Genomic DNA, 21,980 nt, shown 5'->3' on the forward strand with positions numbered 1-21,980 from the left:
TTGAGAATGTTAATTGAGAAGAAGCTGGCTAACCGTTTTTATTTGTTGAAGGGATTTTAGAAGAACTTGAGTTTAGTAGATAGATAGTTAAAAATGTAACTGCTTATGTATAATTAATATCATTTCGTCAAATGAATGTCACATAAGAGTCTTATAGTGTATGTAGGAAGTGAAACATACACCAAGTAGGAGATGGAATGATGAAAAAAGCGCTACAATATATATTCATATTACTTACGTTATTTACTTTAAGTTATGTAATTTATACCAACTATGAAAAGCAGAAACAGATTAAAAATAATAAACAAGTAATTAGTGAAGTGGCAATGAGGTATGGTATTCCAGATTGGATACCATTATCTATTGCTGATCATGAAACAAATTTTAATCGAAAAGCGATAGGGGACAACGGAACATCTTTCGGATTATTCCAATTACATCGTGGTGGTTTAGCACCAGTACAATTATCGGAAGAGAGCTTAATGGATTCACGAATAAATACAACAATAGCGATTTCTAATATGATTAAATCGTATGAGCGCGGTGTAAAAAAAGGATTGGTTGATTGGGATTTACTTAAATACGTTGCCAATACATCAGGATGGCCAGGAAACTTAGGGGGAGAATGGACGGATAATAATACAAAATATAATAAAGGGCTAGAACAATCGTATCAATTATATAAATAAGAGAGATACATAAAAAAGGCATTTCCAATTTGGGGAAATGCCTTTTTTATGTTATAGTATGATAGTGTTTAAATGATATGTTATTTAGATATATCTTTAATTTTGTTATGTAGTATTTTTATATTAAATAATTACTAAAATCATTTTTTATATAAGGAGTAAGAAGTAGGAATATGAAAAATATAGATTTTATACTAGAAAGTGACGAATCATTAAAACCGTCAGAACGATTAGTACTATTATTATTAGAGAAGCATAGAATGTTATATACGAACGATCTATTAGCCCTTTCAAATTTATCATATAAAACACTAACGGATTCACTAACAGCACTCGTTTTAAAGTCTTATGTACTGAAAGATACAGGTAAGGGAAGAAGGCAGAATTGTTATAGATTAGTATGATAAGAGTAAGAATTATATAGCATAATGTAGTTGTGTTTTTCATATGTAAGGTTATAGTGTGTTTTTGGTTTTCAAAAGATAAGAATTAAATAACGACATATATTTGTATTTTAATTTCATTTTCGTTAAAGATATTTGTACTTTAAATTTAAATACGAAAATATAATCTTCATTATAAAAATGAAAACAAAAAAACAATCCGTTTATAAAGTGGATTGTTTTTTTATTGGAATAATATTTTTTTGAATGTATGTATTTATATTTCATTTCATTCTACTTCACTTGTATACTTTTCAGGTAATAATTCCATTACGTTACATTTTACAAGTTCACCATTATAAGAAAGTATAACTTTCGTATTTTTTCCGTAATCACTAATTAATTCTCGACACATACCACATGGAGCAACAACCCAACATTTTTCTATATCTTCATGAGGATGTGGGTGAGCAACTGCTACAATGGTATCAAGTTCATGATCACCTTCTGAAATAGATTTTCCAATTGCCATTGCTTCACCGCATACTGTTATTCTTCCAACATTCGCTTCAACATGTACTGCTGCATACACATTACCCGTTTTGGTTCGTACAGCTGAACCGATATGATGACGACCATATTTATAGTTTTTTTCGATTACTTTTTCAGCGGCTCTAATTAAATCATAGTCTTCAGTGTTTAAAGGCATTACTTGTAACATAGTCTCTCTCCCTTATTAAGCATAATACGACCATTTTAACAGAAGATTTTAATATTTAAAATAAATAATGAAGTTTACCCATTATTATCAATAAAATAATCAAATAACATTATTATGTAAACTATTAATTAAAAAAGGAAAATATAATAATTAATAGAACATATAGAAAGGGATACTCAAATGGTTTGAAAACTGGGGGATTATTATGAAACATTTACAATCAATATCACAAGCTGTCATAAGCGGTGACAAGGAAAAAGTAGCGGAATTTGTAAAGATTGATCCAAGTGTTGTTAACGAATTTAGTGAAGATGGCTGGACACCACTTCATTTAGCAGCTTATTTTGGACAGAAAGAACTAGCAAGCTTCCTTTTAGAACAGGATGCAGATATACATATTAGGGCAAAAAACGAAAATGAAAATACGCCACTTCAAGCAGCAATTGCGAACAAACAAAGCGAGCTTGTAGCTTTCTTAATTGAAAAGGGATCAGATGTGAATGCAGTTCAAAGTGGTGGTTGGACAGGACTTCATGAAGCTTCTTTATTAGGAAATGAAGAAATAATTATATTATTACTTGAAAATCGGGCTAATAAAACGATTAAGAAAAATGATGGGAAAACAGCGTACGATATTGCATTAGAGAAAGGGCATGAGCATCTTTTACATCATTTGCAGGGGGAAGTAAGTTTATGATCAATCGCTGGAATGTAGGGGTTTTTCTATTTAATGAAGTGGAAGTGTTAGATTTCGCGGGGCCGTTTGAAGTTTTTTCCGTTACTACAACGAATGGTGAACAACCATTTACTGTACATACCGTTAGCCAAGATGGGGAAATGATTATAGCGCGGAACGGATTAAAGGTACAACCGGATTATAGCATTGAAAACTTACCTCCAGTTGATATTTTAATTATTCCTGGTGGGTTAGGTGTTAGAGAAAACGAAGTGGAAAATGAAATTATAATAAATTGGATTTGCCAGCAAATGAAAGAAGTGAAGTTAATGGCTTCTGTTTGTACTGGAGCGCTTTTGTTAGCGAAAGCAGGTTTACTTGAGGAAAAACAAGCGACAACACATTGGGCTAGTATTGAAAACTTTAGAAAAGATTTTCCGAATGTTGAAATGTTAGAAAATGTAAAGTTTGTAGATGAGGGGCATATTATTACGTCTGGTGGAATTTCAGCCGGAATTAATATGTCATTTCATATTGTGAAAAATTTGTTAGGTGCTGAGGTTGCTGAAGAAACAGCGAAGAGAATGGAATATGATATAGATTTACAATATTAAAAGTAAAACAAGACCAGCATTTGGATATTTCCAACTGCTGGTCTTGTTTTATATTGACTGAATATACGCTAATTCCTCATCTGTAAGGATCGGACGGGTAGTTGCATCTGCATTTTCTTTCGCTTGTTTTTCTGTTTTTGCGCCAGGAATTGCGACCGATACTGCTGGATGGGAGAGGACATAGCGAAGTGCAAGTTGTCCTAATGTCTGATTTTTATTTGAGAGTAATCTTAATTTTTCTACTTTTTGTAAATCTTCTTGAAACCACTTTTCTTTTGGCCATTCTTTGCGTAAATCTTCGCCAGGAAAAGTTGTTTTATTTGTAAACTTTCCAGTTAATATCCCCATTTTTAAAGGTCCGCGTATAACAGCTCCTAAATTGTTCTCTTGTAGGTAGGGCAGTATGTCGTTTTCTGGTTTTCGGTTTAATATGTTGTAATCAAGTTGCACAACATCAATTTCATCGTTTTTATTGAAGTGTTTTATATATTGTAGGTCGTGAGTTGAAACACCAACAGCTCTTACTTTTCCGTCCCGTTTTAATATTTCAAATGCGCGTAAAAATGCTTCTGTTTCTTCTTGTTTATCCCACCAAATGTGACAGAAATAAACATCAATATAATCTGTTTCTAGGCGCAGTAAGCTAGTTTCAAAGACTGCGATTACTTTTTCGGCAGTATTATAAACAGGCTCTCCATTTGGATCATAATGATGCCCAATTAAACCGCCTTTCGTTGATAAAATGATATTATTACGGTGCTCTCTTATCGCTTGAGTTACTAACCTTTCACTATGGCCTAATCCGTATACATCAGCAGTATCAATAAAGTTTACGCCGCATTCAATTGCTTTCTTCATAGCGGTTATAGATTGTTTGTCGTTAACAGGACCCCATTCATCGCCGCCAATCGCCCACGCTCCAAAGCCAATTTCTGAAACAGTGATTCCAGTTTTACCTAATGTACGGTAGTGCATCGTTTCTTCCTCCTTGTAAGCAAGTTATAACATCGGTATGCAAAGGGAGAATTTATGTGAGTGAAAATGTTTTCTACAATAGAGGAAAAAGAATAACATAAACTACTATTTTATTGCAGCATAAATAAAAAATTTTACTTTAAATACAGAGATGTCGTCGAACGCTATCTCTAATTGGTTAATTTATGAGATTTTTTTGTGAAGGAGCTTATTTTATAAGAATAGAATTTAAGTTAGTAAGAGATCGTGCCGATGGTAGTGAAAAAATATGGGTTAGGGGGATTTGAAAATGAGGAAACTCAAAAGAGTAAATATTCCTAATATACCAGAGCAACTATCACAGCCTAACGACAATCGAACTATAAATAAGAAGAAGTTAAGGCGTTTTATTTTCATGTTCATTTTTATTGCTGCGACTACTTTGTACGTTCAATATATTTTAACGAAACAACAAGAAGTAATTAATGGCAAAAAAAATACAATAACGAACCAAAAGAAACAATTAGTTTCTTTAAAGAAAGATCAAGGTTCTTTAAAGACTAACATCGAGAATTTAACGGATAATGAAGAAGAAATTTTAAAGTTTGCGAGAAAAGAGTATCAATTTTCTAAGTCAAACGAAACAATATTCGTATTGCCAAAGTGAAGTGGTGGAACAGTTAGCGATAGCTAACTGTTTTTTGATGTATGGGGGAAAAAGGGGTTTGTAGTGTGAATGTCATGGTACAAGGAGTAATGACATATTGTAAAAATGAGAAGTTTGAGCCATTTTTAATTATTTTAAGAGATTTTTATAATTATGGAATATATGTCAAAATAAATATTGTTAAAATTCTGTCAATTATATATAATACAAGATAAGCGGATATATTTTTTAATCAACGTTGAATTAACAGCTCATACGTCTGTTAAGAAAACCGTTATCCTCGTATAAGAAAGGAAGATAGCTGTGTACGCTTCAAATACAATTTACATCGTAGGGGATGCGAAAGCACCTCAAAATAATCCCATTACCGAAAAGTACAAAAGCTATTTTGTAGCATTTGTACTTGAGAAGGATACAGGGGAAATTGTAGATGCAGATTGCTCAGCGACAATTGCATTAACATCTCAATTTGTTAAATATTTATTTCTACATAAAAATATTAATGATCCAGCGCTAGTAACAGAAATAAAAAATCGTTATTTCGGTTCGTCTCAAAAGGCGCTGCTTGTAGCACTGAAAGATGCACAAAAAAAATATAATCAGATCGCTGCTTTGTCTACCCACTCATAGACAAAATCCAGCCGTAAGAATCTTCTTATGGCTGGATTTTTTTGTTCCACATTAATGGCCGGATAAAGCCTCCTGCGGATTAAAGTTTCACTTTATAGACAATGAAAGGATGAACAAAATGAAAATAACCGATGTGAAGGTAAACCGCCGACATGTAAAGCTTCATACACCATTTAAAACAGCGCTTCGTACTGTAACGGAAATCGAAAGTATAGATGTGTTTATTCATACAGATGAAGGGATCGTTGGAAAAGGAGCCGCTGCAGCAACGCCGGTTATTACAGGTGATTTTGCCAACGGGATTGAGGAAGCAATATTAGGACCAATTCGTTCTGTATTAGTTGAAAAAGATGTACTGCAATTTCAAACGTTATTGTTACACATTCAAATGAGTTGTATAGGAAATACAAGTGCGAAAGCGGCGGTAGATATGGCTTTATACGATGTATATTGTCAATTTCACAACATACCGTTATACGCATTACTAGGTGGAAAGAAAGAGGTTTATACTGATATTACAGTAAGTGTGGATGAACCTTTATTAATGGCAAAAGAAGCGAAAAAGCATATCGAAAAGGGATTCCAAACATTAAAAATTAAGGTGGGTAAAGAGGCGCATTTAGATTTGGAACGCATAGAGGCAATTCGAAATGTAGTACCCAAAAATACGACGTTACGTTTAGATGCAAATCAAGGATGGAAACCGAAAGAAGCGGTTTCTATTATTAAAGAAATGGAGAATAGAAATTTAAATATAGAATTTGTAGAACAACCAGTTCATGCGAAAGATTGGGATGGATTAAAGTACGTGAAAGACAATGTACAAACGCCTATTATGGCAGATGAAAGTATATTTTCAGCGGGTGACGCATTAAAGATTGTCCAAGGAGGATATGCAGACCTACTTAATATTAAATTAATGAAATGCGGTGGTATTCGAGAAGCATGGAAAATTGCGGATATTGCGGAAGCAGCAGGTGTGAAATGTATGGTTGGAAGTATGATGGAATCTTCACTTTCAGTTAGCGCTGTTGCACATTTAGCTGCGGCCCATCCGAACGTTCATTACTTTGATCTTGATGCACCGTTATGGTTAGTAGAAGAGCCAGAAGGAATGACTTACACTGGTCCGAAGGTAAACCTGCATTCTGTAGTGAATATACAATCTTAGAAGTAGTACCTAGTAAACTATCTTTTAAGGGGGATATATATGAAAAAAGTAGGAACTGCATTTTTAACAACTTTATTTATATTTTCATCGTTTACATCTATAAATGCTGAAGAGAAGAAGGATAATAAAGCATTTATAGATGTATCTGCAGCAACACTTTGGACTGTGCCTGATTCATTACGACCAATTGATGCACCGAGCGCAACAAATCCAGTTGATTTGTGGAAGTGGACGAAATCAATGACGCTTGATGAGAAGCTTTGGTTAACAAGTGCAAATAAATTAGAAACGCAAGCGCTACTCGGTCAAGAAGTAACGGTCATTGATAAAAAAGGTGATTGGGTAAAAGTACTAGTGCACGGACAGCCAACGCCGCGAAATGAAGAAGGGTACCCAGGATGGATGCCTGAAAAACAATTAACGTATAATCAAGAATTTGCAGATAAGGCAGGACAGCCGTTCGTTTTAATTACAAAACCGACAGCAATTTTATATATAAATCCTTCTGAAAAACATAAATCACTAGAAGTAAGTTATAATACACGATTACCACTTTTAAGTGAAGATACGATTTCATACCGTGTGTTGTTGCCAAATGGTCAGAAGGCGTGGCTACGGAAAAATGATGGAACTGTTCACCGTTCTCAAAATGATATTCCTACGCCAACAGCTGATGATCTAATAAATACGGGTAAGATGTTTTTAGGATTACCGTATATATGGGCTGGTACAAGTGGATTCGGTTTTGATTGCTCAGGATTTACTCATACGATATATAAATCGCATGGTATTACAATCCCGCGAGATTCGGGGCCACAATCAAAAGCAGGAATTGCGGTTGATAAAGAAAACCTACAAAAGGGAGACTTAATATTCTTTGCACATAATCAAGAAAAAGGCAGTGTTCATCACGTTGCAATGTATATTGGTGATGGGAATATGATTCATTCACCAAGAGCTGAAAGATCGGTAGAAATTATACCGTTAAATACACCAGGATATATAGAAGAATACGCTGGTGCTCGTCGTTACTTACCTTAAAAAAGATAGGGGGGCTTTATATGAAAAAGGTTGTTCGCTATTCATTAGTTAGTACTCTACTTGTCTCTTCATTTTTAGTAGGCTGTGCGAAAGAAAAAACAGCTACGAAGCCGAAAGATGAGAAAAAAGTATTACAACTACTAGAAACGGGTGAAATTCCGTCACTGAATTCTGGAAAAGTAACAGATGCAGTATCGTTTAATGTTTTAAACAATGTTATGGAAGGGTTATTCCGTTTATCGAAAAATGATGAAGTGATCCAGGCTGGGGCACAAAAATATGAAGTGAGTAAAGACGGAAAGACTTATACATTCCACTTGCGTGATGCGAAATGGTCTAATGGTGATCCAGTAACAGCTCATGATTACGTATATGCTTGGAAGCAACTTATTAATCCAGATACAGCCTCTCAATATGCATATATTGCGTACGATGTAAAAAATGCAGAAAAGATAAATAAGAAACAATTAGGATTAGAAGAATTAGGTGTGAAAGCAAAAGATGATAAAACGTTCGTTGTGGAATTAGAACATCCAGTACCGTATTTTACGAAACTACTTATTTTACCGTCTTTCTATCCAATTAATGAAAAGTTTGCGAAAGAGCAAGGTGATAAATACGGTTTAGAGGCAAATAAAGCGGTGTATAATGGGCCGTTTACGTTGTCGGAGTGGAAGCACGAAGCAAGTTTTACAATGAAGAAAAACGATAAATATTGGGATGGAAAAGAAGTGAAGTTAGATGAAGTAAACTACCAAATTGTTAAAGAAATTTCAACGGCGGTAAATTTATATGAAACAGATAAAGTAGACAGAGCGGTCATTTCTACAGAATTCGTAGATAAATATAAAAATAATAAAGAACTGAAACAATATACAGATCCAGTTATGTATTTCTTCCGTTTCAATGAAAATGTACCGATTCTTAAAAATAAAAATGCCCGTCTTGCACTTAGCACAGTTTTTGATAAGAAGGGGCTCGCGACTTCATTTTTAAATGATGGTTCGGTAGCTGCCAACTACTACGTTCCGAAAGGGTTTTTAAAAGGGCCAGACAAGAAAGACTTTAGAGAAACGGCAGGAGAGTTTAATAAGACGGACGTAAAAAAGGCAAAGGAATATTGGGAAAAGGCAAAACAAGAGACAGGCACGAATGAAGTGACGTTAGAACTATTAAACTATGACTTAGAAAACTTTAAAAAGGTAGGCGAATATGTTAAAGAGCAGCTTGAGAAAAATTTACCAGGATTAAAGGTAAATGTGAAATTACAACCACATACGCAAAAACTAGCGCTAGAGAAGAAAAAAGAATATGAAATGTCGTTATCACGCTGGTTACCTGATTATCCAGATCCAATGACTTACTTAGAAGTATTCCTTTCGGGAAGTACTGTCAATAATACAGGATATGCAAATCCAGAATATGATGCGTTAATTAAAAAGATTAAAACAGAATTAGGTAATGATGAAAAAGCTCGTTGGAAGGCATTGCAAGATGCTGAAAAAGTACTCCTTGATGATGCAGTAATCGCACCAGTATTCCAGCGCGGATTATCTTACTTACAAAAACCATACGTGAAAGATTTATATGTTCACCAATTTGGTCCAGCAACAAGCCTAAAATGGGCGGACGTGCAAAAATAAAGTGAGAGAACAAACAGACTTCACATATGTGGTAGTCTGTTTGTTCTTATTTAAAGCAGAATGATAGTTCATGCTTATAATTTATTAATCTGTAAACAGTATTAGGAGAGGGATTATGTCTGTATTTGCAATACATACGAAAAGGTTATTCGTGAGGAGACCGAATGTAGAAAATGTTAATCATAACGGACGTTTATTATCATATTTTGAATATCCTACAGCTCTAAATGAGTTATAGACATTTTATATGTTTTTTCATCGCTTAAAAATAAAATTATTACATAAATTCCAGTGTGAAATTTATGTAGAATCTTGTATAATTAACATGTTTCTTTGGAAACATTTTCTTGTGCTATAAATATAGGACTTAATAGCGCAACGGAAGGAAATACATACATGTAAATAATAGATAAATAGAATGGAACATGTATAGAAAAAAGGAGAAAATGATGGCGTGTCATAAACAAGGGTTACAATTTATTAGTAATAGAAAGAGGGATAACAGATGAAGATGAAGCATGCTTTTGGCCCCATTATTTTAGCGTGTCTACTCTTTTTCATTGTACTGCTTATCCCATCTAAAAGTTTAATATCACTTATTAGCGATAAGAAAGTTGAAGATGCAGCAACTTCCTTGCAAAAAGAGAAATTACAAAGTGTTTTCTTACAGCAGAAAATGTTAGAGAATTCGCAGTATTTACCGATGTACGGTTCATCAGAATTTTTACGAATGGATGCATATCATCCGTCTAATTATTTCAAAGTAAACCCTGCAGGTTTCACACCATTTCTAATAGGAACTGGTGGTACGCAAAGCTTGGCTCATATTTTAAATATGACGTCGACAATAGATGAATTAGAAGGTAAAAAGGTAGTCTTCGTTCTTTCACCACAATGGTTTACAAAAACCGGTGTATCACAAGGGGATTTTACAAATAATTTCTCCAAACAACAAGCCTATCACTTTATTTTTAATGACGAAATAAATCCTGAAATGAAGAAAAAAATTGCGAAACGTTTACTAGATTACAAAGTTGTTCGTAAAGATGCGATATTAAGTAGTTCGCTAGAAAGTATTGTATATAACGATACAAAACATAACATCAAAGCTGGACTAGCTAAACCGCTAGCATATATGTACCGGAATATTTTAGATCATCGAGATTTATTTAATTCTCTATTTAAGATCGAACCGGTGAAAGAGAAAACAAATACAGGACTGCGTTCAATTTCTTGGGAAGATGCACGTAAACAAGCGGAACAAGAAGGTAAGGCGGAATCCACAACAAATACATTCGGAATTGAAAATCCGTATTACTATAAACATAATTTAAAGAAAAAATTAAAAGGGTTAAAAAACTTTAGAGCAAATGAATCGTATGATGAATCACCAGAATATGATGACTTACAAATTGTTTTAGATCTTTTCAAAGAAAAAAATGTAAAACCACTCTTTATTTCTGTACCTGTAAACGGACCGTGGTATGATTACGCTGGTTTCCCGAAAGAACGCCGTGATGTGTATTATAATAAGGTTCGCGAGCAAGTCGAGAAAGCCGGATACCCAGTAGTCGATTTTTCTAGCCATGAATATGATAAGTATTTCTTAAAAGATACAATTCATTTAGGCTGGAAAGGCTGGATCTATTTTGATGAAGCAGTGCAGAAGTTTTACTCTGAAAAATAGCGTGAAAACAATAGAAACAGGAATGGCAATAAAGCCGTTCCTGTTTTTTAGTATAAAGGATTTTGGTGTGGGCAATTTGGAAAGGCGTGTATATCTTGAATTTGTCTAAAGTCATAATGTTTCATTGCAAATTGGGCTTGGTAAAGGTATTCGTAAACAAATAATTGATTATTTTGGACGCCGCATAAAACGCCGGAAGTCCCTTGCCCATTTATGAGAGAAACACCAACAGGGTGTCCGATTAAGTATGGTACTTTTTGCTGCCAATGCATAGGGGAAACACTCCTTTTGAGTTACTATACGAATTTACAAATGAATTGTAACTTATCCACGTAAATCTTAAACTGGAGGGTTGTAATAAAATGTCTAGAAGTCATTAATATGAATGAATTATAAGTGTGAAAGAGGAAGGAATGAATTATGGAGAAAGAATGTATTCTAGAAAAAAAGTTAAGTCTAATAGAATGGTGCCAAACATTTAAGGATGTAACAAATGATGTATGGTTTGAGTCTTTTAGAAAAGGTTCATGGGGAATTGCGGATGTGATTTCACATTTTATCGTTTGGGATGAGTTTTTAATGAAGTATAGAATTCCATACTTTATAAGTAGACAATTTGTACCAAATGTTCCAACAGATGTGGAAGAAATGAACAAGAGTGCAATGAGATATGCGAGGTCTGGTATTTCAAAAGAAGAACTAATAGATCAGTTTATATCCACCCGTAAACAATTAGTTGATCAAATTAATCAAATTCCTGCCCAGAACTTTAAAGATGACTATCAATTCGGCACGAAAAGAGTGAGATTAAACAATTATTTTTCATCACTCATTCAACATGATTTAAAACATAAAGAAGAAATTATGCAATTCTTAAAACATAGCGAAGCCTATAATAAAAACCGCTATAATTCTAAATGAATTTATAGCGGTTTTATTAAAAATTTAAGCAAACTTTTTACGTTTTTTTGCCCACTTTTTTATTACGAAATATAAAATAATAAGAACAACCCCGCCAACAGCGAAAGATTGCACATACGGCCCAGCAACGTCATTTATATTACCCCAGTTTTCTCCAAGTTTTTCACCTAAATAAATGAAAATGATAGACCAAGGAATAATAGCTAGTCCTGTTAATGTAATGAAACGTAAAAGCGGCATTTTTGTAATCCCGGCAGGAATTGATATCGCATGACGAACGACAGGAATGAAACGTGCTGTGAAAATTACGCCAGTTCCGTAACGATTAAACCAGTCTTCAGCAGCATCGATTTGTTTTTTATGAATGAAAATATACTTTCCATAACGTTCTAATACAGGGCGACCACCGTATCGTCCAATCCAATAAATAAAGATTTGGGCAATGACTCCACCGATTGTACCGAATATAACTGCGCCTACAAATGAGATACTTCCATTTGATACTAAGTATCCTGCATAGGCAAGGACAATCTCACTTGGAATAATCTCAATCATAAGTCCAAGCATAATGCCCCAATAACCTAATCCTTCAAAAAACGTTAATACTGAATGAATAAAACTACTTAACATTGTTGCACCTTCTAGTTCATAAATTTTTTCGAGTAAAAGCTCTTTTTATTTAATAACATAAAAAGTTCACTATATGCAAATTATACCTTATTTAATAAACATATTGCCATTTCAATACTTTTTATGTCTCGTATATGCTTTCCTAGTTTTTATAGTAAAGGATATGAATTGAGTTTTCATGAAGAGATAATGAAAGGAGTATTAAAAATTTCTCATATTTAAAGGGAAGGAGTAGCGAAAAAGACTGAAAATTCCGTACGATTATAGAGTGTTAAATTTACAAAGGGGGAGAAGTTATGCATTTTACAGATCCTATTTACGGACCAATTACTATTCACAATAGAGATATCATACGATTGATCGATACTAAAGCATTTCGAAGGTTGGCCTATATTAAACAACAAGGACATACATATTTTTTACACGAGAACGCAATACATACGAGGAAAAGACATTCAATAGGTGTATATGTACTAGTTAATAAAGTGATAGAACATCTTACAGAGATTGGTGACATTCATTTATCAGAATATGAGCGAAAGTTAGTATCTACTGTAGCTCTTCTACATGATATTGGACATGGTCCATATTCGCATTGCTTTCAGAAAATATCAGGTGAAGATCATGGTGATTGGACTGTTCGAATCATTCAAAAAGATGAGGAAATACGTACGATTATAAATCAGACTTATGGATTATTAGAAGACGTTACGAAGGCTTTAACAGAAGAAGATGCCTTTCCGATTATAGATGAGCTATTATTTAATTCATTAGGAATGGATCAATTAGATTTTTGGAATAGAGACTTATATTATTCCACGCTTGAATTAGAGGGCTTACGAATAGAAGAATTGATTGCTAATATGCGTTTTATTAACGGTAAACTTGTTATTGAAGAATCAGGAATCCCTTTGATCGAACAACTAATGAAAATGAAAGAAGGGCTTTACAATAATGGCTTTGGCCATCCGTTTGTAATAGGGAAAGACTTATTACTACAATCTATTTTTAAAAAGATAGAGGAGAAAAATCTTTCGTTCTATACTCCTGAGCTACAAAATTTCTTTCATAAAGGAGAGAAGTTAGAAGTAGAGGACTTTCTTCCGTTACAAGATGAAATGATTTTAAATGAAATAAAGTACTTTGCAAAATCAGATGATGTACAATTAGTGGCATTAATCCAGCTTTATTTTTCAACCTCTAAAAGTTTATCATTTAAAAAAGGAATAGAGGGGGATTTTAAAAAGGAAAATAACACCTTAGCGGTAATAACTGAGAAAAAGGCTTACAGTGCATATGTGGGTGGTATTTATGTTTATAGAGAGGGGCAAGTAGAGGACATTATAGAACAATCACCTTTCATTCAAGAGAGGATGAAATTGCCTAAGAAAGAATATGTGTATTCAATTTGATTCGGTTCAAAAATTTAAAAATACTTAACGGAGAATAAACAACATAAATATTCTCTTATCACTTAGACAGGTATTTCACTTTCAAATAATGAATTATAATGTTATTAAAATTTTTATAGAAAATTAACAAGATGAAGGTGAAAATATGAAAAAAGAATTATTGAAAAAAGCCTCCTATCTACATAAATCAGAACTAGAACAATTACATAAAGCAATATTAGTCTCCGAGAAAGCTCATGAAGGGCAATTTCGAGTTTCAGGTGAGCCTTATATTACTCACCCGTTTGCAGTTACAGAGATTCTGCTAGATTGTAAGGCAGATATTATAAGCTTAGTCTCAGCGTTACTACATGATGTTGTAGAGGATACAGATTACACAATTGAGTATATACGTAATACGTTTGGCGAAAAAGTGGCTGATATTGTAGAAGGATTAACTAAAATCGATAAAAAACAAATCCTCAATAAAGAAGAGTATGAAGCAATCAATTTAAAGAAGTTATTGTTAGCTACACAAGGAGATATACGAGTAGCTATTATAAAGGTGATAGATCGTCTCCATAACATGAGAACTTTACAGGTGAAAGCTGTAAAAAAACAAGTTCCTTATGCAAATGAAACACTTAAAATTTTCGCTCCTATTTGTAAAAGGTTAGGGCTATTAAACATTCAATACGAGTTAGAAGATTTAAGTTTCTTTCATCTCAATCATTCTAAATATAAGGGAATGAAAATACTTTTACAGAATTATGTTAAGTTATTAGAGGATATGTCCCAAAACATTAAGCAAGACGTAAGTAACTTTCTAGAACCATCTTTAATGTTTGAAGTGGACTATGAAGTAAGCCCTATTTATACAGCTTATTCTCGTCTCCAAGACATTCAAGACATTACAGCAGTATCAAAAATAATCATCACGGCCTCAAGCAATTTAGATTGTTATAAAATATTAGGGATTATACATCAACTATACAAACCAATTCCTCATCAATTTGAAGATAACATAGCAATTGAAAACAATGTATTAAACAAATACTTAAGGACCAAAGTGGCAATCAATAACCATGAGATAGTGATATGTATTGAAACAACAATCAATCAGGAGATAAGAGATAAAGGGGTATTTCATATTCTTACAAAAAGTATAACTGATAAGGACATGCAAGATATTATTTATAAATTGATGGATCATTTTATTATGACAAATGATCTAGTAACTCAAGATGCTCTTGAATTTTATGATTTAGTATCATATGAACTATTACAAGACAACATTGTTGTATTTACCCCTAAATTAGATCCCATGCATCTACCACAAGGTGCTACCGTAATTGACTTTGCTTTCGCATTAAATCCTGAGATTGCTAAGTATATGTCAGGTGCTAAAGTTAATGGCATAAAGAAACCGATAACAACGAATGTTTCACATCTAGATATTGTTGAACTCTGGGTAACTGATAATAAAAGTAATGTGAGGCAGGATTGGTTAAATTTTGCTAATAGCTCAAAAGCACTTATTGAAATTAATAAAGAGTTACAAGGATGAAATAATTAAATCTATCGAGAAAATTTGTTAGGAATTTAATAGAATGAAATCACTTTTGTTAAATTAATGATAGGCGAGTAGTATATTTCATTAGCGAGAGCTATTGTGGAATGAAACTTAGACTAAAAACGACTTTCTTGTTAAATTGTTTAGTATCTTACATCGAGGAAAAACAAGCATAACCATGTTCTCAATATACGACAGGGTTATGCTTGTTTTAGTCTTTAAAATTAAATACCTTTTTGTTATAAAAAAATAGAAGCAATTCTGCTCCTATTTTTTACGGCTTCACATCTAAATTTTGTAAGAATAACGTTGCTGAAACGTAACGTTTTGCTAGCATTTGTACATAAGCGGTATGTACAGAAAGTGTGGCGATAATAATAGCGTTACGAATTGCTTCGCGTTGTTCGTTGTTGATTTGATCAAACTTGCTTGCGATTTTATCAGCTTTTTCTTTTACAATATTTTCGATCGTATGAATGGTATCTGTTGCATTTAGTTGTAAGCAATTCCCTTGATTCAGTTCTTCAAATAAAGAAGAATAAGCTACATATAAATGAACAGGGTTAATTAAATCATCACTTCGATCGGCCGGATCATTTACGATGAGTCGTAATAGTTTGCGAATAGATTCAAAATCAAGCGCTGTTTTTAAATCTTCGACAATGAATAGTAATGCTGCTTGTTCGATTGAGTATTTTTTCCCTTTTTGAGGGGAGCCAATCATTTCTTTTATATCTCGTTTCACCCAGTTTTGCATAGCAGTTACAGAGAAACTTGTGTTTTCAATCTGATTACCAAGCGCAACTATTTCATTTAAAGAAAAACCGACATCCGTATCATCGATTTTAATTAATTTTTCAAAAATAGGTGAAAGTGCGGTTGTAATAAAAGCTGTAACGCTTTGTCCGCTTTCAATATCTTTTTTATGTGACTTTGCCCAAGCTTCTTGTAAAATGCTAAGAGGCTTTTTCGTATTCCATCCTCTAAGTGATAGAAGGAGCGTTGCCATTTCGTTTCGTGTGAGATGAAATGTTTCCATCTTTTCACCTCCAAAATTATAAAAAGTTCTTATGAACTTATAATATGTTTTGTTTCATTTAAAGTCAATTCCGTTTTTCTTAATTTTTCCTTTGTTATGGAATTATTGTCGTAAGTAAATAATACTTGCATATTTCGACAAAAGTTCATATAATGAGTTCATAAGAACCTTTAAAATGATTTTAAAATAAATCTATCATTCTTGTTTTAAAAGAAAGGTAGATTTCACATATATCTATATAAAAGGAGAATGGATATAATATGTTGAAAAAACTTGTAGCAGTAATGACAGCATTCATGGTTATCTTTGGGGCTAGTAGCTTTATGTTCGTAAATCACGCGGAAGCGAAAAGTTACAAATCTGGTAAAAAATCATATACACCAAGTTCTGGTCAAAATTCAAAAGTTGATTTAAACAAAAAAGATTCTAATGTAAATTCACAAAAAACGACAACAGATTCAAAAACAAAAGCAACAAACACAGCACCAAAAAGTAATAAAGGTGGCTTTATGAAAGGCTTATTACTAGGTGGTCTTGGTGGTTTACTAATGGGTAGCTTATTTGCAAATATGGGAGCTCTTGGTTCTGTATTAGCGTTTATGGTAAATATGTTAGTAATGGCTGGTATCGTAATGTTAGCAGTTCGTGCATTTAAATACTTCAAAGATCAACGTAAGAAAAAGGCAGATGAAGTAGCATGGAAACAATAAAAATTTCTGAACAAGAATTAATAAATGCGCTTTGTGTATATATCGCTGAAAAAAGACAAGTTGGTCCAGAAGAAGTTTCAGTTGAACTAATGTATGATGACGACTACGGTTTCTCTGCAGAAGTAGAGGTAAATGGTCGCAAGCAAATATTAATTCAAGCGAACTTAATCGAAGCACTACGCTTACTACTTGATCGAGAGTACAACGTCAATTCATTTGCAGCAAGATTGCAACTTGAATTAGATGATGAGGAAGGCATTTACGCATTAGCGAAATTTAATAATGACGAACAATAAAACTGTTAGAGCTGTATGCTCTAACAGTTTTTTATTTTGGATTAATATTGTTAGTATGTTTCTTCTTTTGGGATAAAATTCAGTATTTCATGTACCCTCAATTTAGTATTTGCATTATTTTAACTATATAATCCGAAGTTGGCCATCCAAATAAATCGTAAATTTCATTGAGGAATGTTTTTTGTGACATAAAACGACTTTTATTTATCTATTCGACGAATTGTGACAAATGAATTGCAACCATATTTGATATGATGTTTTAGAAATCTTATATTTTATTATTCAAAGCGAGGTAGAAGAATGATGGTGTAATTTTTATTAGGTTAAGTCCTATTGATTTTTAAAATACAGTTGATAAATATATTAGAAAAGAAGGCATAGTAATGATATTTTTTATGTTAGCTATTAGTGTAGGTTTAATATTTTTTGTTCATTATATAACGAAACAGATGTTTAAATATGAAGTAAATCACCTAGGTTCAAAAAAACGCTTTTTAATAAATCTTTTGCAATTTGTTAGATTTGCACCATTAATTGTATTACTTGTAATATTCATACTGATTTTAACAACTTTACATACGAAAACAGGTATTCGACTATCTCATGCATGGTATGCTGCACAATTTTGGGCTTATTATACGTTTTTGTATTGCATTTATATGATAACTAGGAAAAAACTTCTTCTGTTTTCAATGATTATAGCTTTAATAATGGCCATTTACTACACTCCGTTATTCCACTTTGAAAACCAATTTATAAGACTTTATGTAGTTGTCGCTGATGTTTGCGGAATTTTAATGTTTGTAAATTTATGGATTTCTATATCGAAAGTTTTAGTCGGAATGAAAAATAGGTAATTACTTTTGGTTCCTGTAATTGACATAACAGAAATACGATATGTGACATTACACATTATAAAAAAAGCGGTGGAAATGTAATCCACCGCTTTTTTATATGCTAGTTTTTCACGCTTTCATTTGTTGTTTTTCTTCAAATGATTGAAAATCACGCCAAACCTCATTCATCTTTCGTCTACCAACATCAACCATCGGATTAAACTGAATTGCAGCTTGTTGACGCACGGTGTGGACGTTTTGAATTGCTTGTTGTAAGTGTTGTTCAACCGAATTGGGTTTTTTATTTGCTTGTTTTACAATTGAATATCCAGCGACAGTTCCTTGCGCCATTGCAATTTTTCCGCTTTCAATTCCGGTAATATTTCCAGCTACAAATAAACCTGGAAGAGAGGTTTCCATTTCTTCTGAATGAAGTGGGACATGCCCGCCAAGTTCAGGAATGTAATGGAACGGACAACCAGCTACAGCGGCAAGCTCAGCAAGCGGATATAACCCTCCAGCAATACAAACGAAGTCAGCCTCATATATCTTTTCTGATCCATTAATAATATTTCCTTTAGAATCAATATTAGCAACACGAACACCTTCAACTTGATCCGTTCCGATAATTTCAAGTGCAGCTTTCCGGAGATGAAGTGGTGTTCCGTTTATTTTCATTCCGCTATTTGGATAAAAGGTTAATCCGGCTTTTCGAATCCAATCATACTTCATAAAACGACTACCTATACGCAGAAAAGCAGAAGGAGCGAGGTGAGCTGCGTTTAAAAGGGAGTTCAAAACTTCTTCTGGTTCACCAGCTTTTTGGCTTAACTCACTTTTTTCAGGAAGTACAATATGTTCTACTTTAATTCCAGCTAATTGTAATTCATTTAAAATGGCGAAAGACAAAATGTTAGCGCCAATTATGATTCCTTTTTTCCCAACTTGAACTCGGTGAACATTTGTCATAACTTGAGCTGCTCCAATTGACATAACTCCTGGAAGTGTCCAGCCAGGAAGGGGAATAGAATACTCCGCAGCCCCAGTAGCAATTAGTACGAACGGTGCTTCTAACGTACCGATATTTGTATGTACGAACCAAGACCTCTCATCTTTATCTAAGTTATATACGGAAATACCGCACCGAATATCGACTGAAAGGGATTTTGCTTCTTTGTGAAGGCGCTTTGATTCTTCTATTCCGTTCCACCATTCCCCAGTAGGCTCTTGATGCAACTGTCCTAACAATCTTCCGCCCGGCTTTATAAATTCATCAATAACAAGTACGTTAAGTCCAAAACGTGCACAAGAGATGGAAGCTGATAATCCTGCTGGTCCTGCACCAATAATAATTACATCGATCATCGCTTTTTCACCATCTCTCTCACGATATTTGGATGCTGTTTTCCGCTTTCAACAACCATATCGTTTTCGGCAACAGTTAAGCAAGCTCGTACGTTCGTTTGATTGTTTACAGTCACGCGGCATTCAGAACAATGCCCGATATTACAATAAATACCTCGCGGAGTTCCGCTATCTTCATGCACTCTTAACGTTCTTATTCCGTTTGCAAGTAGAGCGGCCGCTATCGTTTCATGTTCATATGCGTCATATTGTTGACCATTAAATTGAAAATTGATACGCTGACTACTATTTAAACTACCTAAAATAGGGTGATTTGTAATTCTATTCATTTATTTTCACCTACCGCCCCAAAAGTAACTGCACGCACTGGTGGTTGATATTTTAATGGAATCTCGTCAGGAGATGTACCAGGGTTAGCGTTTTCGATCATTCGATCTAGTGTTGTTCTACATGTACGTCCCCCGCAAAAACCCATACCAGCACGCGTTCTTAGTTTTAACTCACGAGCTGAGCAATTATATTCAGCAATTGTCGATTGAAGTTGTCCGTATGTAACTTCTTCACAACGACAAACAATTAAATTCTCTTTATTCGTCATATGTATTCCTCCTCTAGTTCGGTTTACATAAATTATTATGCAATAACTATGCCAACATAGAGGAGGAGAAGGGGTTATTGTAACCCAAGCCTTTTTAAACGGTTATATAAAGTGGCCCTCGTTACCCCGAGTTGTTTCGCACATTCTAATTTATTACCATCTAAAATGTGTAAAGCCCTTTCAATTACCTTTTTCTCGTGCTCATCCATTTCTTCTTGTAAAGAAAGAATCATATTATTATTGCTGAGTAATAGGGAATGAGATGTTTTGTTCTCTAAAGTATCATTTGTATGAAACGGTAAATATTCTTGTTTTATAATGCCGTCTGTCGCAAATACGACGAGTCTTTCAACTACGTTGCGGAGCTCGCGAATATTACCAGGCCAATTGTAATGAAGCAGTTCATGCATAGTGCTTGAAGGTAAGTCGCGAATAGGCCTGTTATAGTTTATTGAAAAATCGTTTAAGAAGGAATAGGTTAATTCGATAATATCCTCTCGTCTTTCGCGTAGTGGCGGAATATGCAAGCTAACTACATTTAAGCGATAGTATAAATCTTCTCGGAAAGTTCCTTTTCTCATTTCTTCTTGTAAATCACGATTTGTAGCAGCGATAATGCGGAAATCAATATTTATTTCTTTTTCTCCACCAACTCGGTAATACTTTCGTTCTTGCAGTACACGCAAAAGTTTCACTTGCATATCGAGAGGCATTTCTCCAATCTCATCAAGGAATAAAGTACCGCCTTGCGCGAGCTCTATTTTCCCTTTCTTCCCTTTACTATTTGCACCAGAAAACGCCCCGCGCTCGTAACCAAATAATTCACTTTCAAATAACGCTTCAGGAATTGCACCGCAGTTAATTGAAATGAAAGGGGCATTCGCTGTCTCACTTGCTTCATGAATTGCTTTCGCAAACACTTCTTTTCCAACACCGCTTTCGCCGAGTATTAAAACAGTTGATTTCACTGAACAAACCTTTCTAGCTAATTGAATCGTTCTTTGTATAACAGGGCTTTTTCCATTCATCGCAAGGAAAGGATCGGATGTATCTTTATATTTTGCTACTTCTTGTTCTAATCGGTGCATTTCATGCGACATATTAAATAGTTTTTCATTCAAAGCGACTTGATTTGTAACATCAGTTTCAGAAACGACTGCTCCTATAATTTCATCGTTACAATAAACTGGATTTGAATTAATTAATACGAACAAATCCGGACGAGGCTGATGGAACTGAGCGATTATGCTTTTTCCGTCATGTAATGATTGTAAAATTTCTAAATCTTTATAATCAAAAAACTGTGTAATGGGTTGTCCGATAATTTCGTTATGTTTGACTGAAAAGATTTTTTCAGCGCCATCTGTCCACGTACGAACGCATTCTTTCTCATCAATGACGGTAACAGAAGAATCAGTCGTTTGAATGACAGTGTTATAAAAAGCTAGCAGATCATTGTAAGAATTATAAAGAAATGGAATCATTTGTTGAGCAGTTACACAGCATATAGGATCTAGATTTTCGTTCACAATTACAACTGCCGAATTGTTAGAAAAAGCTTCGATTAACGTAGTGAAAGAGTCCTCTTCATAAATAACTGCGCAACTACATTCTTCAGTAGATGAAGGAAGGTAATAAAAATTTTTACCTTCCTGTTTCATATGCTGAATGGTGCTTGTACGATCAATTGACAAAATTTTTATAAACTCTTTTATTGTTGGAAATGAAAATGTCATAGTGTCCTC

At 33.8% G+C, this 21,980-nt stretch carries 26 protein-coding genes; 17 read left to right on the forward strand and 9 right to left on the reverse strand.

Annotation, left to right across the window (positions count from 1 at the left end; genetic code table 11):
- Window positions 1–197 precede the first annotated feature (197 nt).
- Both MR071_RS03930 and MR071_RS03935 read left to right on the forward strand, forming a co-directional pair.
- Window positions 198–689: a lysozyme family protein gene (locus MR071_RS03930; protein ID WP_242235045.1), complete on the forward strand. Its 492-nt coding sequence runs from the start codon at window positions 198–200 to the stop codon at window positions 687–689.
- Between the two features lie 173 nt (window positions 690–862).
- Window positions 863–1,093 (forward strand): hypothetical protein, encoded by a 231-nt coding sequence (locus MR071_RS03935; RefSeq protein WP_002136784.1) that lies wholly within the window; start codon window positions 863–865, stop codon window positions 1,091–1,093.
- A gap of 268 nt (window positions 1,094–1,361) precedes the next feature.
- Here MR071_RS03935 and MR071_RS03940 read toward each other — a convergent pair whose 3' ends face one another.
- Window positions 1,362–1,793, reverse strand: coding sequence for a cytidine deaminase (locus MR071_RS03940; RefSeq protein WP_242235046.1), 432 nt, complete (start codon window positions 1,791–1,793; stop codon window positions 1,362–1,364).
- A 205-nt stretch (window positions 1,794–1,998) separates the two neighbouring features.
- Here MR071_RS03940 and MR071_RS03945 point away from each other — a divergent pair, with 205 nt between their 5' ends.
- Both MR071_RS03945 and MR071_RS03950 read left to right on the forward strand, forming a co-directional pair.
- Window positions 1,999–2,490, forward strand: a complete 492-nt coding sequence (locus MR071_RS03945; RefSeq protein ID WP_242235047.1) for an ankyrin repeat domain-containing protein — start codon at window positions 1,999–2,001, stop codon at window positions 2,488–2,490.
- Window positions 2,487–3,083 (forward strand): DJ-1/PfpI family protein, encoded by a 597-nt coding sequence (locus MR071_RS03950; protein WP_242235048.1) that lies wholly within the window; start codon window positions 2,487–2,489, stop codon window positions 3,081–3,083. Before MR071_RS03945 ends, MR071_RS03950 begins: the two co-directional genes overlap by 4 nt.
- Before the next feature lie 48 nt (window positions 3,084–3,131).
- On the opposite strand, the gene MR071_RS03955 is transcribed toward MR071_RS03950, so the two are convergent.
- Entirely contained in the window at window positions 3,132–4,058 is a 927-nt protein-coding gene (locus tag MR071_RS03955) for an aldo/keto reductase (RefSeq protein ID WP_242235049.1), read from the reverse strand.
- Window positions 4,059–4,347: 289 nt separating this feature from the next.
- On the opposite strand from MR071_RS03955, the gene MR071_RS03960 reads away from it, so the two are divergent.
- The 7 genes from MR071_RS03960 (at window position 4,348) to dltD (ending at window position 10,876) form a co-directional block, all read left to right on the forward strand.
- Window positions 4,348–4,704: an FtsB family cell division protein gene (locus tag MR071_RS03960; protein ID WP_105584967.1), complete on the forward strand. Its 357-nt coding sequence runs from the start codon at window positions 4,348–4,350 to the stop codon at window positions 4,702–4,704.
- 303 nt (window positions 4,705–5,007) lie between these two features.
- Window positions 5,008–5,334, forward strand: coding sequence for a DUF3870 domain-containing protein (locus MR071_RS03965; protein WP_070143408.1), 327 nt, complete (start codon window positions 5,008–5,010; stop codon window positions 5,332–5,334).
- A gap of 109 nt (window positions 5,335–5,443) precedes the next feature.
- Entirely contained in the window at window positions 5,444–6,505 is a 1,062-nt protein-coding gene (locus MR071_RS03970) for a dipeptide epimerase (protein WP_242235051.1), read from the forward strand.
- A gap of 39 nt (window positions 6,506–6,544) precedes the next feature.
- Window positions 6,545–7,546: a C40 family peptidase gene (locus MR071_RS03975; RefSeq protein ID WP_242235053.1), complete on the forward strand. Its 1,002-nt coding sequence runs from the start codon at window positions 6,545–6,547 to the stop codon at window positions 7,544–7,546.
- A 20-nt stretch (window positions 7,547–7,566) separates the two neighbouring features.
- The gene (locus MR071_RS03980) at window positions 7,567–9,189 is read left to right on the forward strand and encodes a peptide ABC transporter substrate-binding protein (protein WP_105584964.1); all 1,623 of its coding nucleotides are present in this window, start codon (window positions 7,567–7,569) and stop codon (window positions 9,187–9,189) included.
- 115 nt (window positions 9,190–9,304) lie between these two features.
- On the forward strand, window positions 9,305–9,427 hold the full coding sequence (locus MR071_RS25455; RefSeq protein WP_255833131.1) for a hypothetical protein: 123 nt from the start codon (window positions 9,305–9,307) through the stop codon (window positions 9,425–9,427).
- A gap of 267 nt (window positions 9,428–9,694) precedes the next feature.
- Window positions 9,695–10,876 carry a D-alanyl-lipoteichoic acid biosynthesis protein DltD gene (dltD, locus tag MR071_RS03985; RefSeq protein ID WP_242235056.1) on the forward strand — a complete coding sequence of 394 codons (1,182 nt, stop codon included), beginning with the start codon at window positions 9,695–9,697 and terminating at the stop codon, window positions 10,874–10,876.
- 47 nt (window positions 10,877–10,923) lie between these two features.
- Here the strand turns inward: dltD and MR071_RS03990 are convergent, their stop codons facing one another.
- Window positions 10,924–11,148 carry a hypothetical protein gene (locus MR071_RS03990; protein ID WP_242235057.1) on the reverse strand — a complete coding sequence of 75 codons (225 nt, stop codon included), beginning with the start codon at window positions 11,146–11,148 and terminating at the stop codon, window positions 10,924–10,926.
- A 148-nt stretch (window positions 11,149–11,296) separates the two neighbouring features.
- Between MR071_RS03990 and MR071_RS03995 the strand changes: the two genes are divergently transcribed.
- The gene (locus tag MR071_RS03995; protein WP_242235059.1) at window positions 11,297–11,797 is read left to right on the forward strand and encodes a DinB family protein; all 501 of its coding nucleotides are present in this window, start codon (window positions 11,297–11,299) and stop codon (window positions 11,795–11,797) included.
- A 24-nt stretch (window positions 11,798–11,821) separates the two neighbouring features.
- On the opposite strand, the gene uptA is transcribed toward MR071_RS03995, so the two are convergent.
- Complete coding sequence (gene uptA / locus MR071_RS04000; protein WP_242235061.1) at window positions 11,822–12,427, reverse strand: undecaprenyl phosphate transporter UptA; 606 nt, start codon at window positions 12,425–12,427, stop codon at window positions 11,822–11,824.
- Window positions 12,428–12,723: 296 nt separating this feature from the next.
- Between uptA and MR071_RS04005 the strand changes: the two genes are divergently transcribed.
- Together MR071_RS04005 and MR071_RS04010 are read left to right on the forward strand one after the other, a co-directional pair.
- Window positions 12,724–13,839 (forward strand): HD domain-containing protein, encoded by a 1,116-nt coding sequence (locus MR071_RS04005; RefSeq protein ID WP_242235062.1) that lies wholly within the window; start codon window positions 12,724–12,726, stop codon window positions 13,837–13,839.
- A 145-nt stretch (window positions 13,840–13,984) separates the two neighbouring features.
- Window positions 13,985–15,385, forward strand: a complete 1,401-nt coding sequence (locus MR071_RS04010) for an HD domain-containing protein (protein ID WP_242235063.1) — start codon at window positions 13,985–13,987, stop codon at window positions 15,383–15,385.
- Window positions 15,386–15,665: 280 nt separating this feature from the next.
- Here the strand turns inward: MR071_RS04010 and MR071_RS04015 are convergent, their stop codons facing one another.
- Window positions 15,666–16,430, reverse strand: a complete 765-nt coding sequence (locus MR071_RS04015) for a DUF1836 domain-containing protein (RefSeq protein ID WP_105584957.1) — start codon at window positions 16,428–16,430, stop codon at window positions 15,666–15,668.
- Between the two features lie 260 nt (window positions 16,431–16,690).
- Between MR071_RS04015 and MR071_RS04020 the strand changes: the two genes are divergently transcribed.
- The 3 genes from MR071_RS04020 (at window position 16,691) to MR071_RS04030 (ending at window position 18,293) form a co-directional block, all read left to right on the forward strand.
- Window positions 16,691–17,140, forward strand: a complete 450-nt coding sequence (locus MR071_RS04020; protein WP_002012966.1) for a hypothetical protein — start codon at window positions 16,691–16,693, stop codon at window positions 17,138–17,140.
- Complete coding sequence (locus tag MR071_RS04025) at window positions 17,128–17,436, forward strand: YxcD family protein (RefSeq protein ID WP_242235064.1); 309 nt, start codon at window positions 17,128–17,130, stop codon at window positions 17,434–17,436. The genes MR071_RS04020 and MR071_RS04025 overlap by 13 nt, the downstream gene beginning before the upstream one ends.
- Window positions 17,437–17,819: 383 nt before the next feature.
- The gene (locus MR071_RS04030; protein WP_242235065.1) at window positions 17,820–18,293 is read left to right on the forward strand and encodes a hypothetical protein; all 474 of its coding nucleotides are present in this window, start codon (window positions 17,820–17,822) and stop codon (window positions 18,291–18,293) included.
- 108 nt (window positions 18,294–18,401) lie between these two features.
- Here MR071_RS04030 and MR071_RS04035 read toward each other — a convergent pair whose 3' ends face one another.
- From MR071_RS04035 to MR071_RS04050, 4 genes are all read right to left on the reverse strand, one after another.
- Window positions 18,402–19,637, reverse strand: coding sequence for an NAD(P)/FAD-dependent oxidoreductase (locus MR071_RS04035; RefSeq protein WP_242235066.1), 1,236 nt, complete (start codon window positions 19,635–19,637; stop codon window positions 18,402–18,404).
- Window positions 19,634–19,966 carry a (2Fe-2S)-binding protein gene (locus tag MR071_RS04040; protein WP_242235067.1) on the reverse strand — a complete coding sequence of 111 codons (333 nt, stop codon included), beginning with the start codon at window positions 19,964–19,966 and terminating at the stop codon, window positions 19,634–19,636. Before MR071_RS04040 ends, MR071_RS04035 begins: the two co-directional genes overlap by 4 nt.
- Window positions 19,963–20,235 (reverse strand): (2Fe-2S)-binding protein, encoded by a 273-nt coding sequence (locus MR071_RS04045; protein WP_002065856.1) that lies wholly within the window; start codon window positions 20,233–20,235, stop codon window positions 19,963–19,965. Before MR071_RS04045 ends, MR071_RS04040 begins: the two co-directional genes overlap by 4 nt.
- A 74-nt stretch (window positions 20,236–20,309) precedes the next feature.
- Complete coding sequence (locus tag MR071_RS04050) at window positions 20,310–21,971, reverse strand: sigma-54 interaction domain-containing protein (RefSeq protein WP_242235068.1); 1,662 nt, start codon at window positions 21,969–21,971, stop codon at window positions 20,310–20,312.
- Window positions 21,972–21,980: the final 9 nt, after the last annotated feature.

The sequence above is a fragment of the Bacillus cereus group sp. BfR-BA-01316 genome (assembly GCF_022664195.1).
In the GTDB taxonomy this organism is placed as follows: domain Bacteria; phylum Bacillota; class Bacilli; order Bacillales; family Bacillaceae_G; genus Bacillus_A.